General features: G+C 61.0%; 15 protein-coding genes. 8 read left to right on the top strand and 7 right to left on the bottom strand.

Annotation, left to right across the window (positions count from 1 at the left end):
- Positions 1-6 precede the first annotated feature (6 nt).
- On the bottom strand, positions 7-399 hold the full coding sequence (gene msrB / locus J3P85_RS08565; RefSeq protein WP_434705475.1) for a peptide-methionine (R)-S-oxide reductase MsrB: 393 nt from the start codon (positions 397-399) through the stop codon (positions 7-9).
- A 220-nt stretch (positions 400-619) separates the two neighbouring features.
- On the opposite strand from msrB, the gene J3P85_RS08560 reads away from it, so the two are divergent.
- The gene (locus J3P85_RS08560; RefSeq protein WP_018603142.1) at positions 620-1,831 is read left to right on the top strand and encodes a pyridoxal phosphate-dependent aminotransferase; all 1,212 of its coding nucleotides are present in this window, start codon (positions 620-622) and stop codon (positions 1,829-1,831) included.
- 303 nt (positions 1,832-2,134) lie between these two features.
- On the top strand, positions 2,135-3,022 hold the full coding sequence (gene htpX, locus J3P85_RS08555; protein WP_186705346.1) for a protease HtpX: 888 nt from the start codon (positions 2,135-2,137) through the stop codon (positions 3,020-3,022).
- A gap of 193 nt (positions 3,023-3,215) precedes the next feature.
- Here htpX and J3P85_RS08550 read toward each other — a convergent pair whose 3' ends face one another.
- Positions 3,216-3,869, bottom strand: a complete 654-nt coding sequence (locus tag J3P85_RS08550; RefSeq protein ID WP_434705474.1) for a thiopurine S-methyltransferase — start codon at positions 3,867-3,869, stop codon at positions 3,216-3,218.
- Between the two features lie 102 nt (positions 3,870-3,971).
- Between J3P85_RS08550 and J3P85_RS08545 the strand changes: the two genes are divergently transcribed.
- The gene (locus J3P85_RS08545) at positions 3,972-4,739 is read left to right on the top strand and encodes a DODA-type extradiol aromatic ring-opening family dioxygenase (protein WP_434705473.1); all 768 of its coding nucleotides are present in this window, start codon (positions 3,972-3,974) and stop codon (positions 4,737-4,739) included.
- A 195-nt stretch (positions 4,740-4,934) separates the two neighbouring features.
- On the opposite strand, the gene J3P85_RS08540 is transcribed toward J3P85_RS08545, so the two are convergent.
- Positions 4,935-6,608, bottom strand: a complete 1,674-nt coding sequence (locus J3P85_RS08540) for a DEAD/DEAH box helicase (RefSeq protein ID WP_014337279.1) — start codon at positions 6,606-6,608, stop codon at positions 4,935-4,937.
- Between the two features lie 489 nt (positions 6,609-7,097).
- Positions 7,098-7,853, bottom strand: coding sequence for a spermidine synthase (locus tag J3P85_RS08535; RefSeq protein WP_186705349.1), 756 nt, complete (start codon positions 7,851-7,853; stop codon positions 7,098-7,100).
- A gap of 141 nt (positions 7,854-7,994) precedes the next feature.
- Here J3P85_RS08535 and J3P85_RS08530 point away from each other — a divergent pair, with 141 nt between their 5' ends.
- Positions 7,995-9,341, top strand: a complete 1,347-nt coding sequence (locus J3P85_RS08530; protein ID WP_053183144.1) for a class II 3-deoxy-7-phosphoheptulonate synthase — start codon at positions 7,995-7,997, stop codon at positions 9,339-9,341.
- Between the two features lie 127 nt (positions 9,342-9,468).
- On the opposite strand, the gene J3P85_RS08525 is transcribed toward J3P85_RS08530, so the two are convergent.
- Positions 9,469-10,698 (bottom strand): winged helix-turn-helix domain-containing protein, encoded by a 1,230-nt coding sequence (locus tag J3P85_RS08525; RefSeq protein ID WP_434705472.1) that lies wholly within the window; start codon positions 10,696-10,698, stop codon positions 9,469-9,471.
- Positions 10,699-10,762: 64 nt separating this feature from the next.
- Positions 10,763-10,981: a DUF1127 domain-containing protein gene (locus J3P85_RS08520; RefSeq protein ID WP_039588913.1), complete on the bottom strand. Its 219-nt coding sequence runs from the start codon at positions 10,979-10,981 to the stop codon at positions 10,763-10,765.
- A gap of 97 nt (positions 10,982-11,078) precedes the next feature.
- Between J3P85_RS08520 and J3P85_RS08515 the strand changes: the two genes are divergently transcribed.
- Positions 11,079-11,933 (top strand): LysR substrate-binding domain-containing protein, encoded by an 855-nt coding sequence (locus J3P85_RS08515; RefSeq protein ID WP_027912697.1) that lies wholly within the window; start codon positions 11,079-11,081, stop codon positions 11,931-11,933.
- Here J3P85_RS08515 and J3P85_RS08510 read toward each other — a convergent pair.
- On the bottom strand, positions 11,923-12,699 hold the full coding sequence (locus tag J3P85_RS08510; RefSeq protein ID WP_434705471.1) for a sulfite exporter TauE/SafE family protein: 777 nt from the start codon (positions 12,697-12,699) through the stop codon (positions 11,923-11,925). The genes J3P85_RS08515 and J3P85_RS08510 overlap by 11 nt on opposite strands.
- Positions 12,700-12,818: 119 nt before the next feature.
- Here J3P85_RS08510 and J3P85_RS08505 point away from each other — a divergent pair, with 119 nt between their 5' ends.
- From J3P85_RS08505 to J3P85_RS08495, 3 genes are all read left to right on the top strand, one after another.
- Positions 12,819-13,280, top strand: coding sequence for a MarR family winged helix-turn-helix transcriptional regulator (locus tag J3P85_RS08505; RefSeq protein WP_053120491.1), 462 nt, complete (start codon positions 12,819-12,821; stop codon positions 13,278-13,280).
- A 392-nt stretch (positions 13,281-13,672) separates the two neighbouring features.
- Entirely contained in the window at positions 13,673-14,092 is a 420-nt protein-coding gene (locus J3P85_RS08500; RefSeq protein WP_186728124.1) for an organic hydroperoxide resistance protein, read from the top strand.
- 35 nt (positions 14,093-14,127) lie between these two features.
- Positions 14,128-15,141 carry an alpha/beta hydrolase gene (locus J3P85_RS08495; RefSeq protein WP_434705470.1) on the top strand — a complete coding sequence of 338 codons (1,014 nt, stop codon included), beginning with the start codon at positions 14,128-14,130 and terminating at the stop codon, positions 15,139-15,141.
- Positions 15,142-15,355 lie beyond the last annotated feature (214 nt).

Below are 15,355 nucleotides of genomic sequence, written 5' to 3'. Positions count from 1 at the left end.
CAGTCCCTACCGGGGGACCAGGTCCAGGCACACCGAATTGATGCAGTACCGCAACCCCGTAGGCGGCGGGCCGTCGGGGAAGACATGGCCCAGGTGGGCATCGCATTGGGCGCAGACCACCTCGGTGCGGATCATGCCGTGGCTGACGTCCCGTACCTCTACCACCGCGCTGCCTTCGATCGGCGCGTAGAAACTCGGCCAGCCACAGCCCGAATCGAATTTGGTCTGCGAATCGAACAGCGGCTCGCTGCAGCAGATGCAGTGGTACACACCGTCAGTCTTGGTTTCGTTGTATTTACCGGAGAATGGCCGCTCGGTGCCCTTCAATCGACAGACGTTGTACTGCTCCGGGTCGAGCATGGCGCGCCATTCTTCAAGGGTTTTCTGCAACTTTTCCATCGTCCTACCTCGGCAATTGAAAAAGCCCGATCCGACGCTTTTCCGCAGATCGGGCGGCACGTATGATTGCGCCTCGTCAGACGCCAGTCTGGCAGTCACGTCATGCGCATTCAAACGGATTGTGGCGCCTATACCGCGTCAGGCCTGGGCACAGACGCAGGATCCCCAGTACGGTAGTTCACACGCCGCCTGGATCGTTCATTTTCGGGAACACATCGCCATGCAGGTCAGCAAATCGAACAAGCTCGCCAACGTCTGCTACGACATTCGCGGCCCGGTGCTCAAGCACGCCAAACGCCTGGAAGAGGAAGGCCATCGCATCCTCAAGCTGAACATCGGCAACCCGGCGCCCTTTGGTTTCGAAGCGCCCGATGAAATCCTCCAGGACGTCATCCGCAACCTGCCGACCGCCCAGGGCTACAGCGACTCCAAGGGCCTGTTCAGCGCGCGCAAGGCCGTGATGCAGTATTACCAGCAAAAGCAGGTCGAAGGGATCGGCATCGAGGACATCTACCTGGGCAACGGCGTGTCCGAGCTGATCGTGATGTCCATGCAGGCCCTGCTCAACAATGGCGACGAAGTACTGGTGCCGGCTCCGGACTATCCGCTGTGGACCGCTGCCGTGAGTCTGTCCGGCGGCAACCCGGTGCACTACCTGTGCGACGAACAGGCCAACTGGTTCCCCGACCTGGCGGACATCAAGGCCAAGATCACCCCGAATACCAAGGCCCTGGTGATCATCAACCCGAACAACCCGACCGGCGCCGTGTATTCCAGGGAAGTGTTGCTGGGCATGCTGGAACTGGCCCGCCAGCACAACCTGGTGGTGTTCTCCGACGAGATCTACGACAAGATCCTCTACGACGACGCCGTGCACGTGTGCACCGCGTCCCTGGCGCCGGACCTGCTGTGCCTGACCTTCAACGGCCTGTCCAAATCCTATCGGGTTGCCGGTTTCCGCTCCGGCTGGATCGCCATCTCCGGGCCCAAGCACCATGCCCAGAGCTACATCGAAGGCATCGACATGCTGGCCAACATGCGCCTGTGTGCCAACGTGCCGAGCCAGCACGCGATCCAGACGGCACTGGGCGGCTACCAAAGCATCAACGACCTGGTCCTGCCCCAGGGCCGGCTGCTGGAACAACGCAATCGCACCTGGGAATTGCTCAACGACATTCCCGGCGTCAGTTGTGTCAAGCCCATGGGTGCGCTGTACGCCTTCCCACGGATCGACCCGAAGGTCTGCCCGATCCACAACGATGAAAAATTCGTCCTCGACCTGCTGCTGTCCGAAAAGCTGCTCGTGGTCCAGGGTACGGCGTTCAACTGGCCATGGCCGGACCACTTCCGCGTCGTGACCTTGCCGCGGGTCGATGACCTCGACCAGGCCATTGGCCGGATCGGCAACTTCCTCAAGTCCTACCGTCAATAAGCCGGACTGCGTGCGAGGCGTCCTCACCTCGCACGCTGTTTGATTCAGCAACATATCCGTTCGGGCCGGTTTCGTCGGGCCTTCTACACTCGGTGCAGGACGGCCAACGTGCAGCGGGGCTCAACGTTCACGGGGCGCAGGCAGCGCATTTCTTTTCCCTTGTCATTTTCAGAAAAGTCTTTCAAACATTTAGGACGGCTGTAGGACACAGTTTGAAATAGTCGGCGAGTTGAATAGCCTGCGGCAGCACCTTATATACCCCGCATAACGCTACATCTTTAGCATGAGGAGATTTTCACAACCATGATGCGCATCCTGCTGTTCTTGGCCACTAACCTGGCGGTCGTGCTGATTGCCAGCATCACCCTGAGCCTCTTCGGCTTCAACGGGTTCATGGCGGCCAATGGGGTTGACCTCAACCTCACTCAGCTGCTGATCTTCTGTGCGGTGTTCGGTTTCGCCGGTTCCCTGTTCTCGCTGTTCATCTCCAAGTGGATGGCGAAGATGAGCACCGGCACCCAGATCATCAGCCAGCCGCGCACGCGTCACGAACAATGGCTGTTGCAGACAGTCGAGCAGTTGTCCCGCGAAGCCGGTATCAAGATGCCGGAAGTCGGTATCTTCCCGGCCTACGAGGCCAACGCCTTCGCCACCGGCTGGAACAAGAACGACGCCCTGGTCGCCGTCAGCCAGGGTTTGCTCGAGCGGTTCTCGCCCGATGAAGTCAAGGCCGTGCTGGCCCACGAGATCGGCCACGTCGCCAACGGCGACATGGTGACCCTGGCGTTGATCCAGGGCGTGGTGAATACCTTCGTGATGTTCTTCGCCCGGATCATCGGCAACTTCGTCGACAAGGTGATCTTCAAGAACGAAGAAGGCCAGGGCATCGCCTACTACGTGGCGACCATCTTCGCCGAGCTGGTACTCGGCATCCTCGCCAGCGCCATCGTCATGTGGTTCTCGCGCAAACGCGAGTTCCGCGCCGACGACGCCGGTGCACGCCTGGCCGGCACCAGCGCCATGATCGGCGCCCTGCAGCGCCTGCGCGCCGAGCAAGGCCTGCCGGTGCACATGCCCGACACCCTGAACGCCTTTGGCATCAACGGCGGCATCAAGCAGGGCCTGGCTCGCATGTTCATGAGCCACCCGCCGCTGGAAGAGCGTATTGACGCACTGCGTCGTCGGGGCTGATAGGTAACTCAAAAGAAAGCCCGCAGTAATGCGGGCTTTTTCTTGTCTGCTCATTTGTGTGCTGCCCGAACTGACGCCATCGCGAGCAAGCTCGCTCCCACAGGGGGAACTTGGGTGACCGCAGGTTCTGTGTTCACAACCCATCCAATGTGGGAGCGAGCTTGCTCGCGATGGGGCCATCTCAACCGACACATCAACGGCTGGAAATCCGATACACCCGCTCATCCAGCCTCTTCACACCCGCCTGCAAGAACTTCCAGCTCTCCCCCAACACATCCTGCTCCTGCAAGACCTCCAGCCGCCAGGCACCTCCCAGCAGCCGCTGCACCTCATCATCCTCGACGGAAAACGGTGGGCCAGGCATTTCATCCTGGTTGTAATCCAAGGTAATCAACAAGCCGACCCCGCCGGGCAAAATCTTCTGCAGATGGGCCGCGTACCGTTCCCGCATTGGCATTGGCAAGGCGATCAACGCGGCGCGGTCGTACAGCCCCGTGCAATCGGCAACATCCTGCGGGCCCAGGGCAAAGAAATCACCGCAGCGAATCTCGATATCACCGGCACGGAACACCCTGAAAGCCCCCTCCTCGCTCACCACCGGCTCAAGCTGATGCTCAAGGAAAAAATCAGTGGCGGCTTTTTCCGACAGTTCCACGCCCAACACCGAATATCCTTGGTGAGCGAGCCACAACAGATCCAGGCTTTTCCCACACAGCGGCACCAGCACCCGACTGCCCTGGGCCAATCCCAGCTGCGGCCAGAACCGTTGCAGGTAGGGGTTCACTTCCGGCAAGTGAAAACCGATCTGGTTCGATGACCAGCGCTTGTGCCAAAACTCGGGCTCCATGATTCACTCCATAAAATCGATCAAAACGGGCTAAAACTTATATTAGATTTAGATCATAGACCTGACGGAAGATGACCCATCTTAACGCTCAGGAGTCCGTTCATGCTGCCCAGCCTGTTTATCTCCCATGGCTCACCGATGCTCGCCCTGGAGCCCGGCGCCAGCGGCCCGGCGCTGGCCAGCCTTGCCGCTCAATTGCCCAAGCCCGAGGCCATCGTCATCGTCTCCGCCCACTGGGAAAGCAATGACCTGCTGGTCAGCGCCAACCCGCAACCGCGCACCTGGCACGACTTCGGCGGTTTTCCACCGGCGCTGTATGAAGTGCAATACCCCGCGCCAGGCAATCCTCAACTGGCGACGCGAGTAGCAGACATGCTCAACACAGCCCACCTGCCGGCCCGCCTCGACCCTCAACGGCCGTCCGACCATGGCGTCTGGGTGCCATTGTCGTTGATGTACCCCGACGCCGACATCCCGGTGGTACAGGTTTCCCTGCCTAGTCGCCAGGGGCCGGTGTTACAGACCCAGGTGGGCCAGGCCTTGGCGAGCCTGCGCGACGAGGGCGTCTTGCTGATCGGCTCCGGCAGCATCACCCACAACCTGCGCGACCTGGACTGGAATGCCGGCCCTGACCGTATCGAGCCCTGGGCCAAGGCCTTTCGGGATTGGATGGTCGAGCAACTGACGGCCAACGACGAAACCGCGTTGCACGACTACCGCCGCCAGGCGCCCAATGCGGTGCGCAGCCATCCCAGCGACGAGCACTTGCTGCCGCTGTATTTTGCCCGGGGTGCGGGTGGGAAATTCAGTGTTGCCCATGGGGGGTTCACCATGGGGACGCTGGGGATGGACATCTATCGGTTCGACTGATTGACCGAGTCGCTTCCATCGCGAGCAAGCTCGCTCCCACAATGAATTTTCGGTGCTCACAAATCCCCTGTGGGAGCGAGCTTGCTCGCGATGGCGTCCACGCCACCTTCCTGAAGGAAGACCAAACGACAGACGAAAAAAATCCCCGAACCAGTCGGGGATTCTTCATGTTCGATCAATCAGCCCGAGAGCCGATCAATCCTCGCGGTAGCGACGCAGCTTGAGCTGCTTGCCAGCCACGCGGGTGTCTTTCAACTTGGTCAGCAACTTCTCCAGACCATCTTCCGGCAGCTCTACCAGGCTGAAGCTGTCACGCACCTGGATACGACCGATCGCTTCACGAGCCAGGCCACCTTCGTTGAGGATGGCACCCAGCAGGTTCTTGGCGGCGATGCCGTCACGGGCACCCAGCGCAGTACGGCAGCGCGCACGACCTTCGGCCAGCGGGATCGGTGCACGACGCTCGCGATCACCACGGTCCGGACGATCACCGGTGCGCTCAGGACGATCGCCACGCGGTGCGTTGTTAGGCACCAAGGGACGTTCCTTCTCGATTGCAGCCAGGTTCAGCGCTTGGCCATTGGTGGCCTTGCGCAGCAATGCTGCGGCCAGGGCGCGTGGGGTGCAACCGATGTCGGCGGTCAGGCGATCAAGCAGATCACCGTGGGTCGATTCGGCATCAGCCACCAGTGGCGACAGGCTGTTGGTCAGTTTCTTGATGCGGGCATCGAGAACGGCCTGGGCGTCCGGCAGGCGAACTTCAGCCACCTTCTGGCCAGTCACACGCTCGATCACTTGCAGCATGCGGCGCTCACGCGGGGTGACCAGCAGCAGCGCACGGCCTTCGCGACCGGCACGGCCGGTACGGCCGATACGGTGAACGTAGGACTCAGGATCGTACGGCATGTCCACGTTGAATACGTGGGTGATGCGCGGAACGTCCAGGCCACGGGCCGCGACGTCGGTCGCCACAACGATGTCCAGGCGGCCATCCTTGAGGGAGTCGATCACGCGCTCACGCTGGTTCTGGGCAATGTCACCGTTCAGCGCGGCGGCTTTGTAGCCTTTGGCTTCCAGGGCGCTGGCCAGGTCCAGGGTCGCTTGCTTGGTGCGTACGAACATGATCAGGGCGTCGAAGTCTTCCACTTCCAGCAAGCTGAGAACGGCGGACGTCTTCTGGTCAGCGTGAACCAGCAGGTGAGCCTGTTCGATCGCGGTGACGGTCTGGGTCTTGGTCTGGATCTTCACGTGTTGCGGATCGCGCAGGTGGCGCTCGGCAATGGCACGGATCGATTGCGGCAGGGTGGCCGAGAACAATACGGTCTGGCGAGTCGCTGGCAGGGCCTTGAAGATGACTTCCAGGTCATCCATGAAGCCCAGCTTGAGCATTTCGTCGGCTTCGTCGAGAACCAGATGGTTCACGGTAGCCAGGACTTTTTCGTCACGACGCAGGTGGTCGCACAGACGACCCGGGGTGGCGACAACGATCTGCGCGCCGTTACGGATGGCTTTCAGTTGTGGGCCCATCGGGGCGCCGCCGTAAACGGCCACAACGGTAACGCCAGGCATTTGCTTGGAGTAGGTTTCGAAAGCGGTTGCTACTTGCAGCGCCAACTCACGGGTTGGCGCCAGGATCAGGGCTTGCGGTTCGCGCTTGGCAGGATCGATGCGATGCAGGATCGGCAGGGCGAACGCAGCGGTTTTACCCGTACCGGTTTGCGCCTGGCCAATCATGTCGTGGCCGGCCATGATGATCGGGATCGATTGCTGCTGAATCGCCGAAGGTTCTTCGTAGCCGGTCGCAGTGACGGCAGCAAGAATGTTCGGGTTGAGATTAAAAGCGGCGAAGCCGCCGGTTTCCTGGGTCATGGGTCTGCCTCTAAGTGCATCCGCAAAGACCCATGCTCCAAAGCTGCGCATGCCGTGTTGAGACTCAAGAGTCGCCCTGGCTGCTTTGTCGGCGGGGATTTGCGAAAACGAATGAATGGAAAAAGAACGTCGTGGAAGCATCCGTTGTGCGGACACGCAACCGAAGCTGACTCCGGAGAATTGCGCTACCTTGACGCGGCCCGGCTAAAGGCCGGCGCGCACTATACCGGAATTCGCCCAAAAAGGGAGCTTTTTTTATTGCCAAACCCCGTTATGGGGCTCGCTGCCCCAGGCCCGGGGACAACCGGCTAAAACGGTTCACCTCCAGACGCCTCTGCCCTTGTGGCGAGGGAGCTTGCTCCCGCTGGGTCGCGAAGCGGCCCCCTTCAATTTCAGAGATCAACCCAGGCGTCTGCTTCGCAGCCGAGCGGGAGCAAGCTCCCTCGCCACAGGGGAACTCACCGGCCATAAAACTCCTGGCGTCCCTGATCAGGTCGCCGGGCGAATGGCCTTGATCAACGATTGCAACGAATAGCCCAATCGCGGTGCCAACCCTTCGGCCCTGGCCACCAGCCCTTGCATATCCAGTTCCTGATCCAGGTCCGCCGGCACGATCAGGATCACGTTGCCCTCTTTCACCGGCAGCTCCCAATAATGCCTGTGGTACAAACCACGCAACAGCGCCGCGCCCAACGGCTTGCCGTCGTCGGTAGCCCATTGGTTGATCACCAGCCAGCCGCCGGGGTTGAGGCGTTTCTGGCAGTTTTCCAGAAACCGCCAGGCCAAGTGCCCGACGCCTGGGCCGACATCGGTGTAGAGGTCGACGAAGATCAGGTCCGCCGGCTCCGCCGTTTCAAGCAATTCCAAGGCATCGCCAACGCGGATATACAGTCGCGGATCGTCGTCCAGCCCCAGGTATTCGATGGCCAGGCGCGGCACGTCGGGGCGCAGCTCAATGGCTTCGACATCTTCCAGCGGCAGGAACTTGAGGCAGGCCTGGGTCAGCGTACCGGCGCCGAGCCCCAGGAACAGCGCACTTTCCGGCTGCTCGTGACACAACGCACCGATGAGCATGGCGCGGGTGTAGTCATATTCGAGCCAGCTGGGATCGGCCGTGAACACGCAGCTCTGCTCGATGGCATCGCCAAACTCGAGAAACCGGTAATCGGCCACTTCGAACACGCGGATCATGCCGAACTCGTCGTGCACCTCGGCGAGCAAATGCTCGACGCGCTCCTCAGTCATTTCATCTCCTGATGTTGCCGGGCGGGCATGGGCCTGCGCATACGGGGCAAAGGCGCGATTGTCCGCGAAGCAAGCGGAACAGGTCACGCACTAATTTGCTGATAACATGAGCGCCCGAGCGTAAACCACCTAGAGATCATGATGAGCCAACCCTGGAGCCCTGACAGCTGGCGCGCCCTGCCGATCCAGCAGCAACCCCGCTACCCCGACGCCGCGCACCTGTTGCAGGTGGAGCAGACCCTGGCCAGTTATCCGCCACTGGTGTTTGCCGGTGAAGCCCGGGAGTTGCGCCGTCAGTTCGCCGAGGTGACCCAGGGCCGGGCGTTCCTGCTGCAAGGCGGCGACTGCGCCGAAAGCTTCGCCGAATTCTCGGCGGCCAAGATCCGCGACACCTTCAAGGTGCTGCTGCAGATGGCGATCGTCATGACATTTGCCGCCGGTTGCCCGGTGGTCAAGGTCGGGCGCATGGCCGGGCAGTTCGCCAAGCCGCGCTCGGCCAACGACGAAACCATCGACGGCGTGACACTGCCGGCCTATCGCGGCGACATCGTCAACGGCATCGGTTTCGACGAAAAAAGCCGCGTACCGGATCCGGAGCGGTTGCTGCAGTCCTACCATCAGTCCACCGCCACCTTGAACCTGCTGCGCGCCTTCGCCCAGGGCGGCTTTGCCGATTTGCACCAAGTACACAAATGGAACCTGGATTTCATCGCCAATTCAGCCCTGGCAGAAAAATACAGCCACTTGGCCGACCGCATCGACGAAACCCTGGCATTCATGCGTGCCTGCGGCATGGACAGCTCGCCGCAACTGCGCGAAACCAGTTTCTTCACCGCCCACGAAGCACTGCTGCTCAACTACGAAGAAGCCTTCGTGCGCCGTGACAGCCTGACCAACGATTATTACGACTGCTCGGCCCACATGCTGTGGATCGGCGACCGTACCCGTCAGTTGGACGGCGCCCATGTCGAATTCCTGCGCGGGGTGAACAACCCGATCGGCGTCAAGGTCGGCCCGAGCATGGACCCGGACGACCTGATCCGCCTGATCGACGTGCTCAACCCGGACAACGATCCCGGCCGGCTGAACCTGATCGCCCGGATGGGCGCCAACAAGGTCGGCGAACACCTGCCGCCACTGTTGCGCGCCGTGCAGCGTGAAGGCAAGCAGGTGCTGTGGAGCTCCGACCCGATGCACGGCAATACCATCAAGGCCAGCAGTGGCTACAAGACCCGGGACTTCGCGCAGATCCTCGGTGAAGTGAAGCAGTTCTTCCAGGTCCACGAAGCCGAAGGCACCTACGCTGGCGGGATTCACATCGAAATGACCGGACAGAACGTCACCGAATGCATCGGCGGCGCGCGGCCGATTACCGAAGACGGGCTGTCGGACCGCTACCACACCCACTGCGACCCGCGGATGAATGCCGATCAGTCGCTGGAACTGGCGTTTTTGATTGCCGAGACGTTGAAACAGGTTCGGCGCTAGGTTCTTCTTCGCCGGTTAGACTGCTGTCGCGAGCAAGCTCGCTCCCACATTGGATCGGCGGTGAACACAAGACTTGTGGCCACCCGAGATCCCTTGTGGGAGCGAGCTTGCTCGCGATGACGCCCGCTCAGTCACCCTCGATCTGTGCCAACGCCACCGCCAACCGCACCCCACCCTCCCGCCGGCAATTGAGCTGAACCCGCTCCAGCCCCAACCACCGCGCCATGCGCCACAGGTTCAGTGCAAGAGCCTGCATCCCTTCCTCGTCCAGCCCCGACGCCTCCTCGTGCACGGCATGCACCGCCAACTGTCCCAAGGCCCGCTCCGCCCGCAGATCGACCCGGGCGGCAATTCGTTCGTTGTGCAGAAATGGCAGGACGTAATAGCCATACACCCGCTTTTGCACCGGTGTGTAAATCTCCAACCGATAGCGAAAGTCGAACAACCGCTCGGTACGACCGCGCTCCCAGACCAGCGAATCGAACGGCGACAGCAAGGCACTGGCGGCAACTTTGCGAGGAATTTTCACCGCGGGCCGGCACCAGGCCGGTTGCTTCCAGCCTTGCACCTGGCAACGCAGCAGTTCCCCAGCCTCCTCCAATTCGGCCAGGCGCCCGCGACTGTCGGCCGGGTCGAGGCGAAAGTAGTCGCGCAAGTCTTTCTCGGTCGCGATGCCCAGGGCTTCGGCGGCATGTACCAGCAAGGCGCGCTGGGCCTGGGCTTCGTCCGGCAGCGGTTGCTGCAGGATCGAAGCCGGCAGTACCCGCTCGGGCAAGTCATAGAGCCGCTCGAACCCACGCCGCCCGGCTACCGTGACTTCGCCTGCCGCGAACAACCATTCCAACGCATGCTTCTCAGCGCTCCAGTCCCACCACGGCCCGGCCTTTTCCTGGCGTGTGGACAAACTGCCTGCGCCAAGAGCGCCCTGCTCCTGGACCGCCGCCAGGACACGGCGGATGACATCCTGGCGTTCCTGGCCGAAACGCGCCAATTGTTGGTAGATCCCTTCGCCACCCGACGCCCGATTCATGCGCCAGCGCATCAGCGGATACATCGACATCGGCAATAGCGACGCCTCATGACCCCAGTATTCGAACAGCGTGCGACGTCGGCCCTGGCTCCAGGCAGCTTGATCGAGCAAATCGCGATTGTAGTGACCGAGGCGAGAGAACAGCGGGAGGTAATGCGAGCGCACCAACGCATTGACGGAGTCGATCTGCAGGACGCCGAGGCGTTCGATCAGGCGGTTGAGGCGCGAGGGTTGCACCGAAGCTGGCGACGACCGCCCATCGAATCCTTGGGCGGCCAACGCCAGACGCCGGGCCTGTTTGAGGGTAAAGGACACAGTCGCGGGCATGGAGATCTCCTTGTCTGCTCGCAACCTACCTCACCAATAAGGGGTTTGTGTAGGAAAGGATGGCTCATTTGTGCATTGGGTCATCCCAGAATGGCCGAACCACTTCCTGCTCTACATCGGCACGACTCACGCCAATGTCCTTGAGCGCCTCGTCGCTCATGCCGGCCAGCAACTCACGTTCGTGGTGCAATTCGTACCAGCGACTAACCTTATGCAGCAGAGCACTGACCGAGAAGCCGTGGGAGAGTTTGTCTATCAGTAGATAACCTTTTTGACCTTTCATCGTGATGTCCTCCGTTGGGGATGGCTCAAGTCTCGCGCTAACGCTAAGATCAATCCAACGAATGTTTCTTATGCAATACATCTCGGAGATTGATCAATTGTCGAGTTACCCGAGCATCGATACGGAAGTGCTGCGCACCTTTGTCGCCATCGCCGACCAGGGCGGTTTCACCCGGGCCGGGGAATTGGTCAATCGCACCCAGTCCGCTGTCAGCATGCAGATGAAGCGGCTGGAAGAAGACGTGTTGCAGCGACGACTGTTCGAGCGTGACGGGCGCCAGGTCAAGCTCACCGCCGAAGGCCAGGTGCTGCTGGGTTATGCCCGGAGGATCCTCAAGCTGCACAGCGAGGTGTTCAATACCCTGCGCGAACCGCACATGGTCGGTACGGTGCGCATCGGCACGCCGGACGATTACGTGATGCGCTTCCTGCCGGGCATCCTGCAACGCTTCGCCCAGTTCTACCCTTTGATCGAAATCGAAGTGCACTGCGAATCGTCCAAGCAGTTGCTGCTGCGCCAGGACCTGGACCTGTCCATCGTCACCCGTAAACCGGGGGACGAGATCGGCCAGTTGCTACGCAAGGAGCGCTTTGTCTGGGCCGAAGCCGCCTGCTTCAACGTTCACGAACAAACACCGCTGCCGCTGGCAATGTTCAACAGCGATTGTTTCTGCCGGCAATGGGCGTGCAACGCATTGGATGCCATGGGCCGCGATTATCGCGTGGCGTACAACAGCTCGAGCCTGTCGGCGCTCATGGCGGTGGTGGGGGCTGGCCTGGCAATCACGGCGCAGCTGGAAAGCCTGCTGACCCCGGACATGCGCGTACTCGGCGAGGCCGAAGACCTGCCGGAACTGCCCGAGGCCAGCATCATGTTGATCCGCAACCTGCACAACCCGTCGCCGATCACCGAGTGCCTGGCCGAACACATCGTCGAAGGTTTCAAACTTTAAAGGCGAGCAGCACCGCGCACAGCACCAGGAAACCGCAGAACAGCCCGCGCAACAGCCGCTCCGGCAGCGCGTGGGCAACTTTCACTCCCCAACTGATGCTCAGCAGGCCACCGATGGCCAGCGGCAGGCCGATGCTCCAGTCCACTTCGTGGTGAAACGCGTACGTGGCGAGGGTCACGCCAGTACTGGGCAAGGCCAGCGCCAGGGACAAGCCTTGGGCAACCACCTGGGTGGTGCCAAAAATGCTGGTCAGGATCGGCGTGGCGACCACGGCCCCACCAACACCGAACAGACCGCCCATGGTGCCGGATGCGGCCCCCAGCACGGCGAGCCATGGCCAGCCATGACGCATCTGCGCCGATGCCGGTGCAGTGGCGGCGAACATGCGGACCAGGTTGTAGAGTGTCAGCGCAATGAGGAACGCTACGAAGCCGATCCGCATGCGGTCCGCGTCGATCCCCACGGCCCAGATCGAGCCGAGCCAGGCAAAGCAGAACCCCATGGAAGCCAACGGCAGGACATGGCGCAACTCGATGCGATTGCGCTGGTGATAGCGCCACAACGCAAGCATGACGTTGGGCACCACCATGACCAGCGCCGTACCTTGGGCCAGTTGCTGGTCAAGGCCGAACCAGACGCCCAGCACCGGAATGGCAATCAGGCCGCCACCGATCCCGAACAATCCTCCCAAGGTGCCCAAAACGGCACCAAACAGCAAAAACTGCACAAATTCGAACAAGACGATTCCCCTTTCCTTAGGGCGCATATCCTACGCAGTCGGCGGCAGCGGGGAAACGGGACATCTGATCAGGTCGTCAGAATTATCTGGCGCATTAAAGATTTGCCCGCTAGATTCATAACGATCATTGATTTGAAGGTTTTGCCATGAACACCCTGCGCGACACCCCCGAAGCCTGCGAAGCCCTGCTGCTCGACAACCAGGTCTGCTTCGCCCTGCACTCCACGTCACTGCTGATGACCAAAGTCTATAAACCACTGCTACAGGCCTTGGGCCTGACCTACCCGCAGTACTTGGCGATGATGGTGCTGTGGGAAAAGGACGGATTGACCGTCGGTGAAATCAGCACACGCTTGCTGACCGACCCTGGCTCGCTGACCCCACTGCTCAAGCGCCTGGAGGCCGAAGGCCTGTTGAGCCGCACCCGCAGCCGTGAGGACGAACGCGTGGTGATTGTCGAACTCACCGAACAGGGCCGTGCCCTGCGGGAAAAAGCCCTCGACATCCCCCAATGCATCCTCGCCGCCAGCGGCCAGACCCTGGAGCAGTTGAAGAAACTGCAACTTGACCTGCAGGCGCTGCGCGGGCATTTGCAAGACAGCCTTTAAAAACACCGCTAATCCCTGTGGGAGCGAGCTTGCTCGCGAAAGCGGCGGCACATCCAACATCCTCTGTGCAGATCCACCGCTATCGCGAGCAAGCTCGCTCCCACAGGGGTCTTGTGTCGGACATGAATTTTGTGTTCACCGCAGATCCAGTGTGGGAGCGAGCTTGCTCGCGATAGCGGCAGCCCTGTCTAACCCCTGCCCTTCCTCAAAAAATTTTTACGCTCAATAACCGCTCTAGCTAAAGGCTTTCAGGCCTTTTCAGATCGCCGGTTCCATGGCATCTCGAAAATTTATCTTGCGCACAAAATATTAGCGCTATACATTATCTCCACACCTACTTAGCGCGCAAACATTTAGCGCAAAACACCCAACCCAGAAACGAGGCGATCATCATGCAAACTCTCTACACCGCAATCGCAACTTCCACTGGCGGCCGTGACGGTCGTGCCATCTCCAGCGACAACATCCTCGACGTCAAACTCGCCACACCCAAGGAACTCGGCGGTGCAGGCGGTGCGGCGACCAACCCTGAGCAGCTGTTCGCCGCCGGCTATTCGGCCTGCTTCATCGGCGCCTTGAAATTCGTGGCTGGCCAAAGCAAACGCAAGATCCCGGACGACGCCTCGATCACCGCCCATGTCGGCATTGGCCAGATCCCCGGCGGTTTCGGCCTCGACATCGACCTGCACATCAGCCTGCCGGGCCTGGACCAAGCCGACGCACAAAGCCTGGTGGACGCGGCTCACCAAGTCTGCCCGTACTCCAACGCCACCCGCGGCAACGTCGATGTGCGCCTGCATGTCGCCGTCTGACCACAGCCCCTGGACCCGAACTTAAGGAGATACACATGAACACGCTCAGCAAAGTCTTGACCGGTACTCTTCTCGCCCTCAGCGTCAGCAGCGCCTTCGCCGACGGCATCGTCGAACACAACACCCAGGCGTTTCTCGACGCTCTGAATGCCGGCACCGGCAAGCCGTTGGAACAGCTGTCGCCCAAGGATGCACGTGCCGTACTGGTCGGCGCCCAGGCAGGTGTGAAGTTGACGCTGCCCAAGGCCGATGTCAGCGAGAAGACCATCAAGGTCGACGGCCAATCGATCAGCCTGACCATCGTTCGCCCAGCCGGGGTCAAGGATGAGTTGCCCGTGTTCATGTTCTTCCACGGTGGTGGTTGGGTATTGGGCGACTTCCCGACCCATGAACGACTGGTTCGGGATCTGGTGGCGGGTTCGGGTGCTGTCGCGGTATTCGTCAACTACACGCCCTCACCCGAGGCGCATTATCCAGTGGCGATCAACCAGGCCTATGCGGCGACGAAGTGGGTCGCCGAGCATGGCAAGCAAATCAATGTCGACGGCAAGCGCCTGGCCGTGGTGGGCAACAGCGTCGGCGGCAACATGGCGGCGGTCGTAGCCTTGATGGCGAAGGACAAAGGCACACCGGCGATCCGCTTCCAGGCATTGCTGTGGCCGGTGACCGATGCCAGCTTCGAGACGGCGTCCTACAACCAGTTCGCTGAAGGTCACTTCCTCAGCAAAAACATGATGAAGTGGTTCTGGGACAACTACACCACCGACGCCGGGCAACGCGGCGAGATCTATGCCTCGCCATTGCGGGCAACCACCGCGCAACTCAAGGGCCTGCCGCCCGCGCTTGTACAGACCGCCGAGGCAGACGTGTTGCGCGACGAAGGTGAAGCGTACGCTCGCAAGCTGGACGCGGCCGGTGTCCCGGTCACGGCTGTACGGTACAACGGCATGATCCACGACTATGGCTTGCTCAACGTGGTCAGCCAAGTGCCGGCGGTGCGTTCGGCGATGTTGCAGGTGTCCGAAGAGCTCAAGCAGCACTTGAAGTAATTGCACGCCGAAGCTGAAGTGACTGCACGCCGAAGCTTTTGTGGCGAGGGAGCTTGCTCCCGCTCGGCTGCGCAGCAGTCGTCATCGGGTCAATGCGGTATGACTGGATGACCGAGTTGCCTGGGGTGGGGCTGCTACGCAGCCCAGCGGGAGCAAGCTCCCTCGCCACAGGGGCCGGGTCGAAATAGAAATATAAAAAAGCCCGACTCAATAG

Source organism: Pseudomonas sp. Z1-12 (assembly GCF_051132015.1).
GTDB classification, from domain to species: Bacteria; Pseudomonadota; Gammaproteobacteria; order Pseudomonadales; family Pseudomonadaceae; genus Aquipseudomonas; species Aquipseudomonas zanjanensis.
This window is presented reverse-complemented; position numbering and strand designations above follow the sequence as displayed.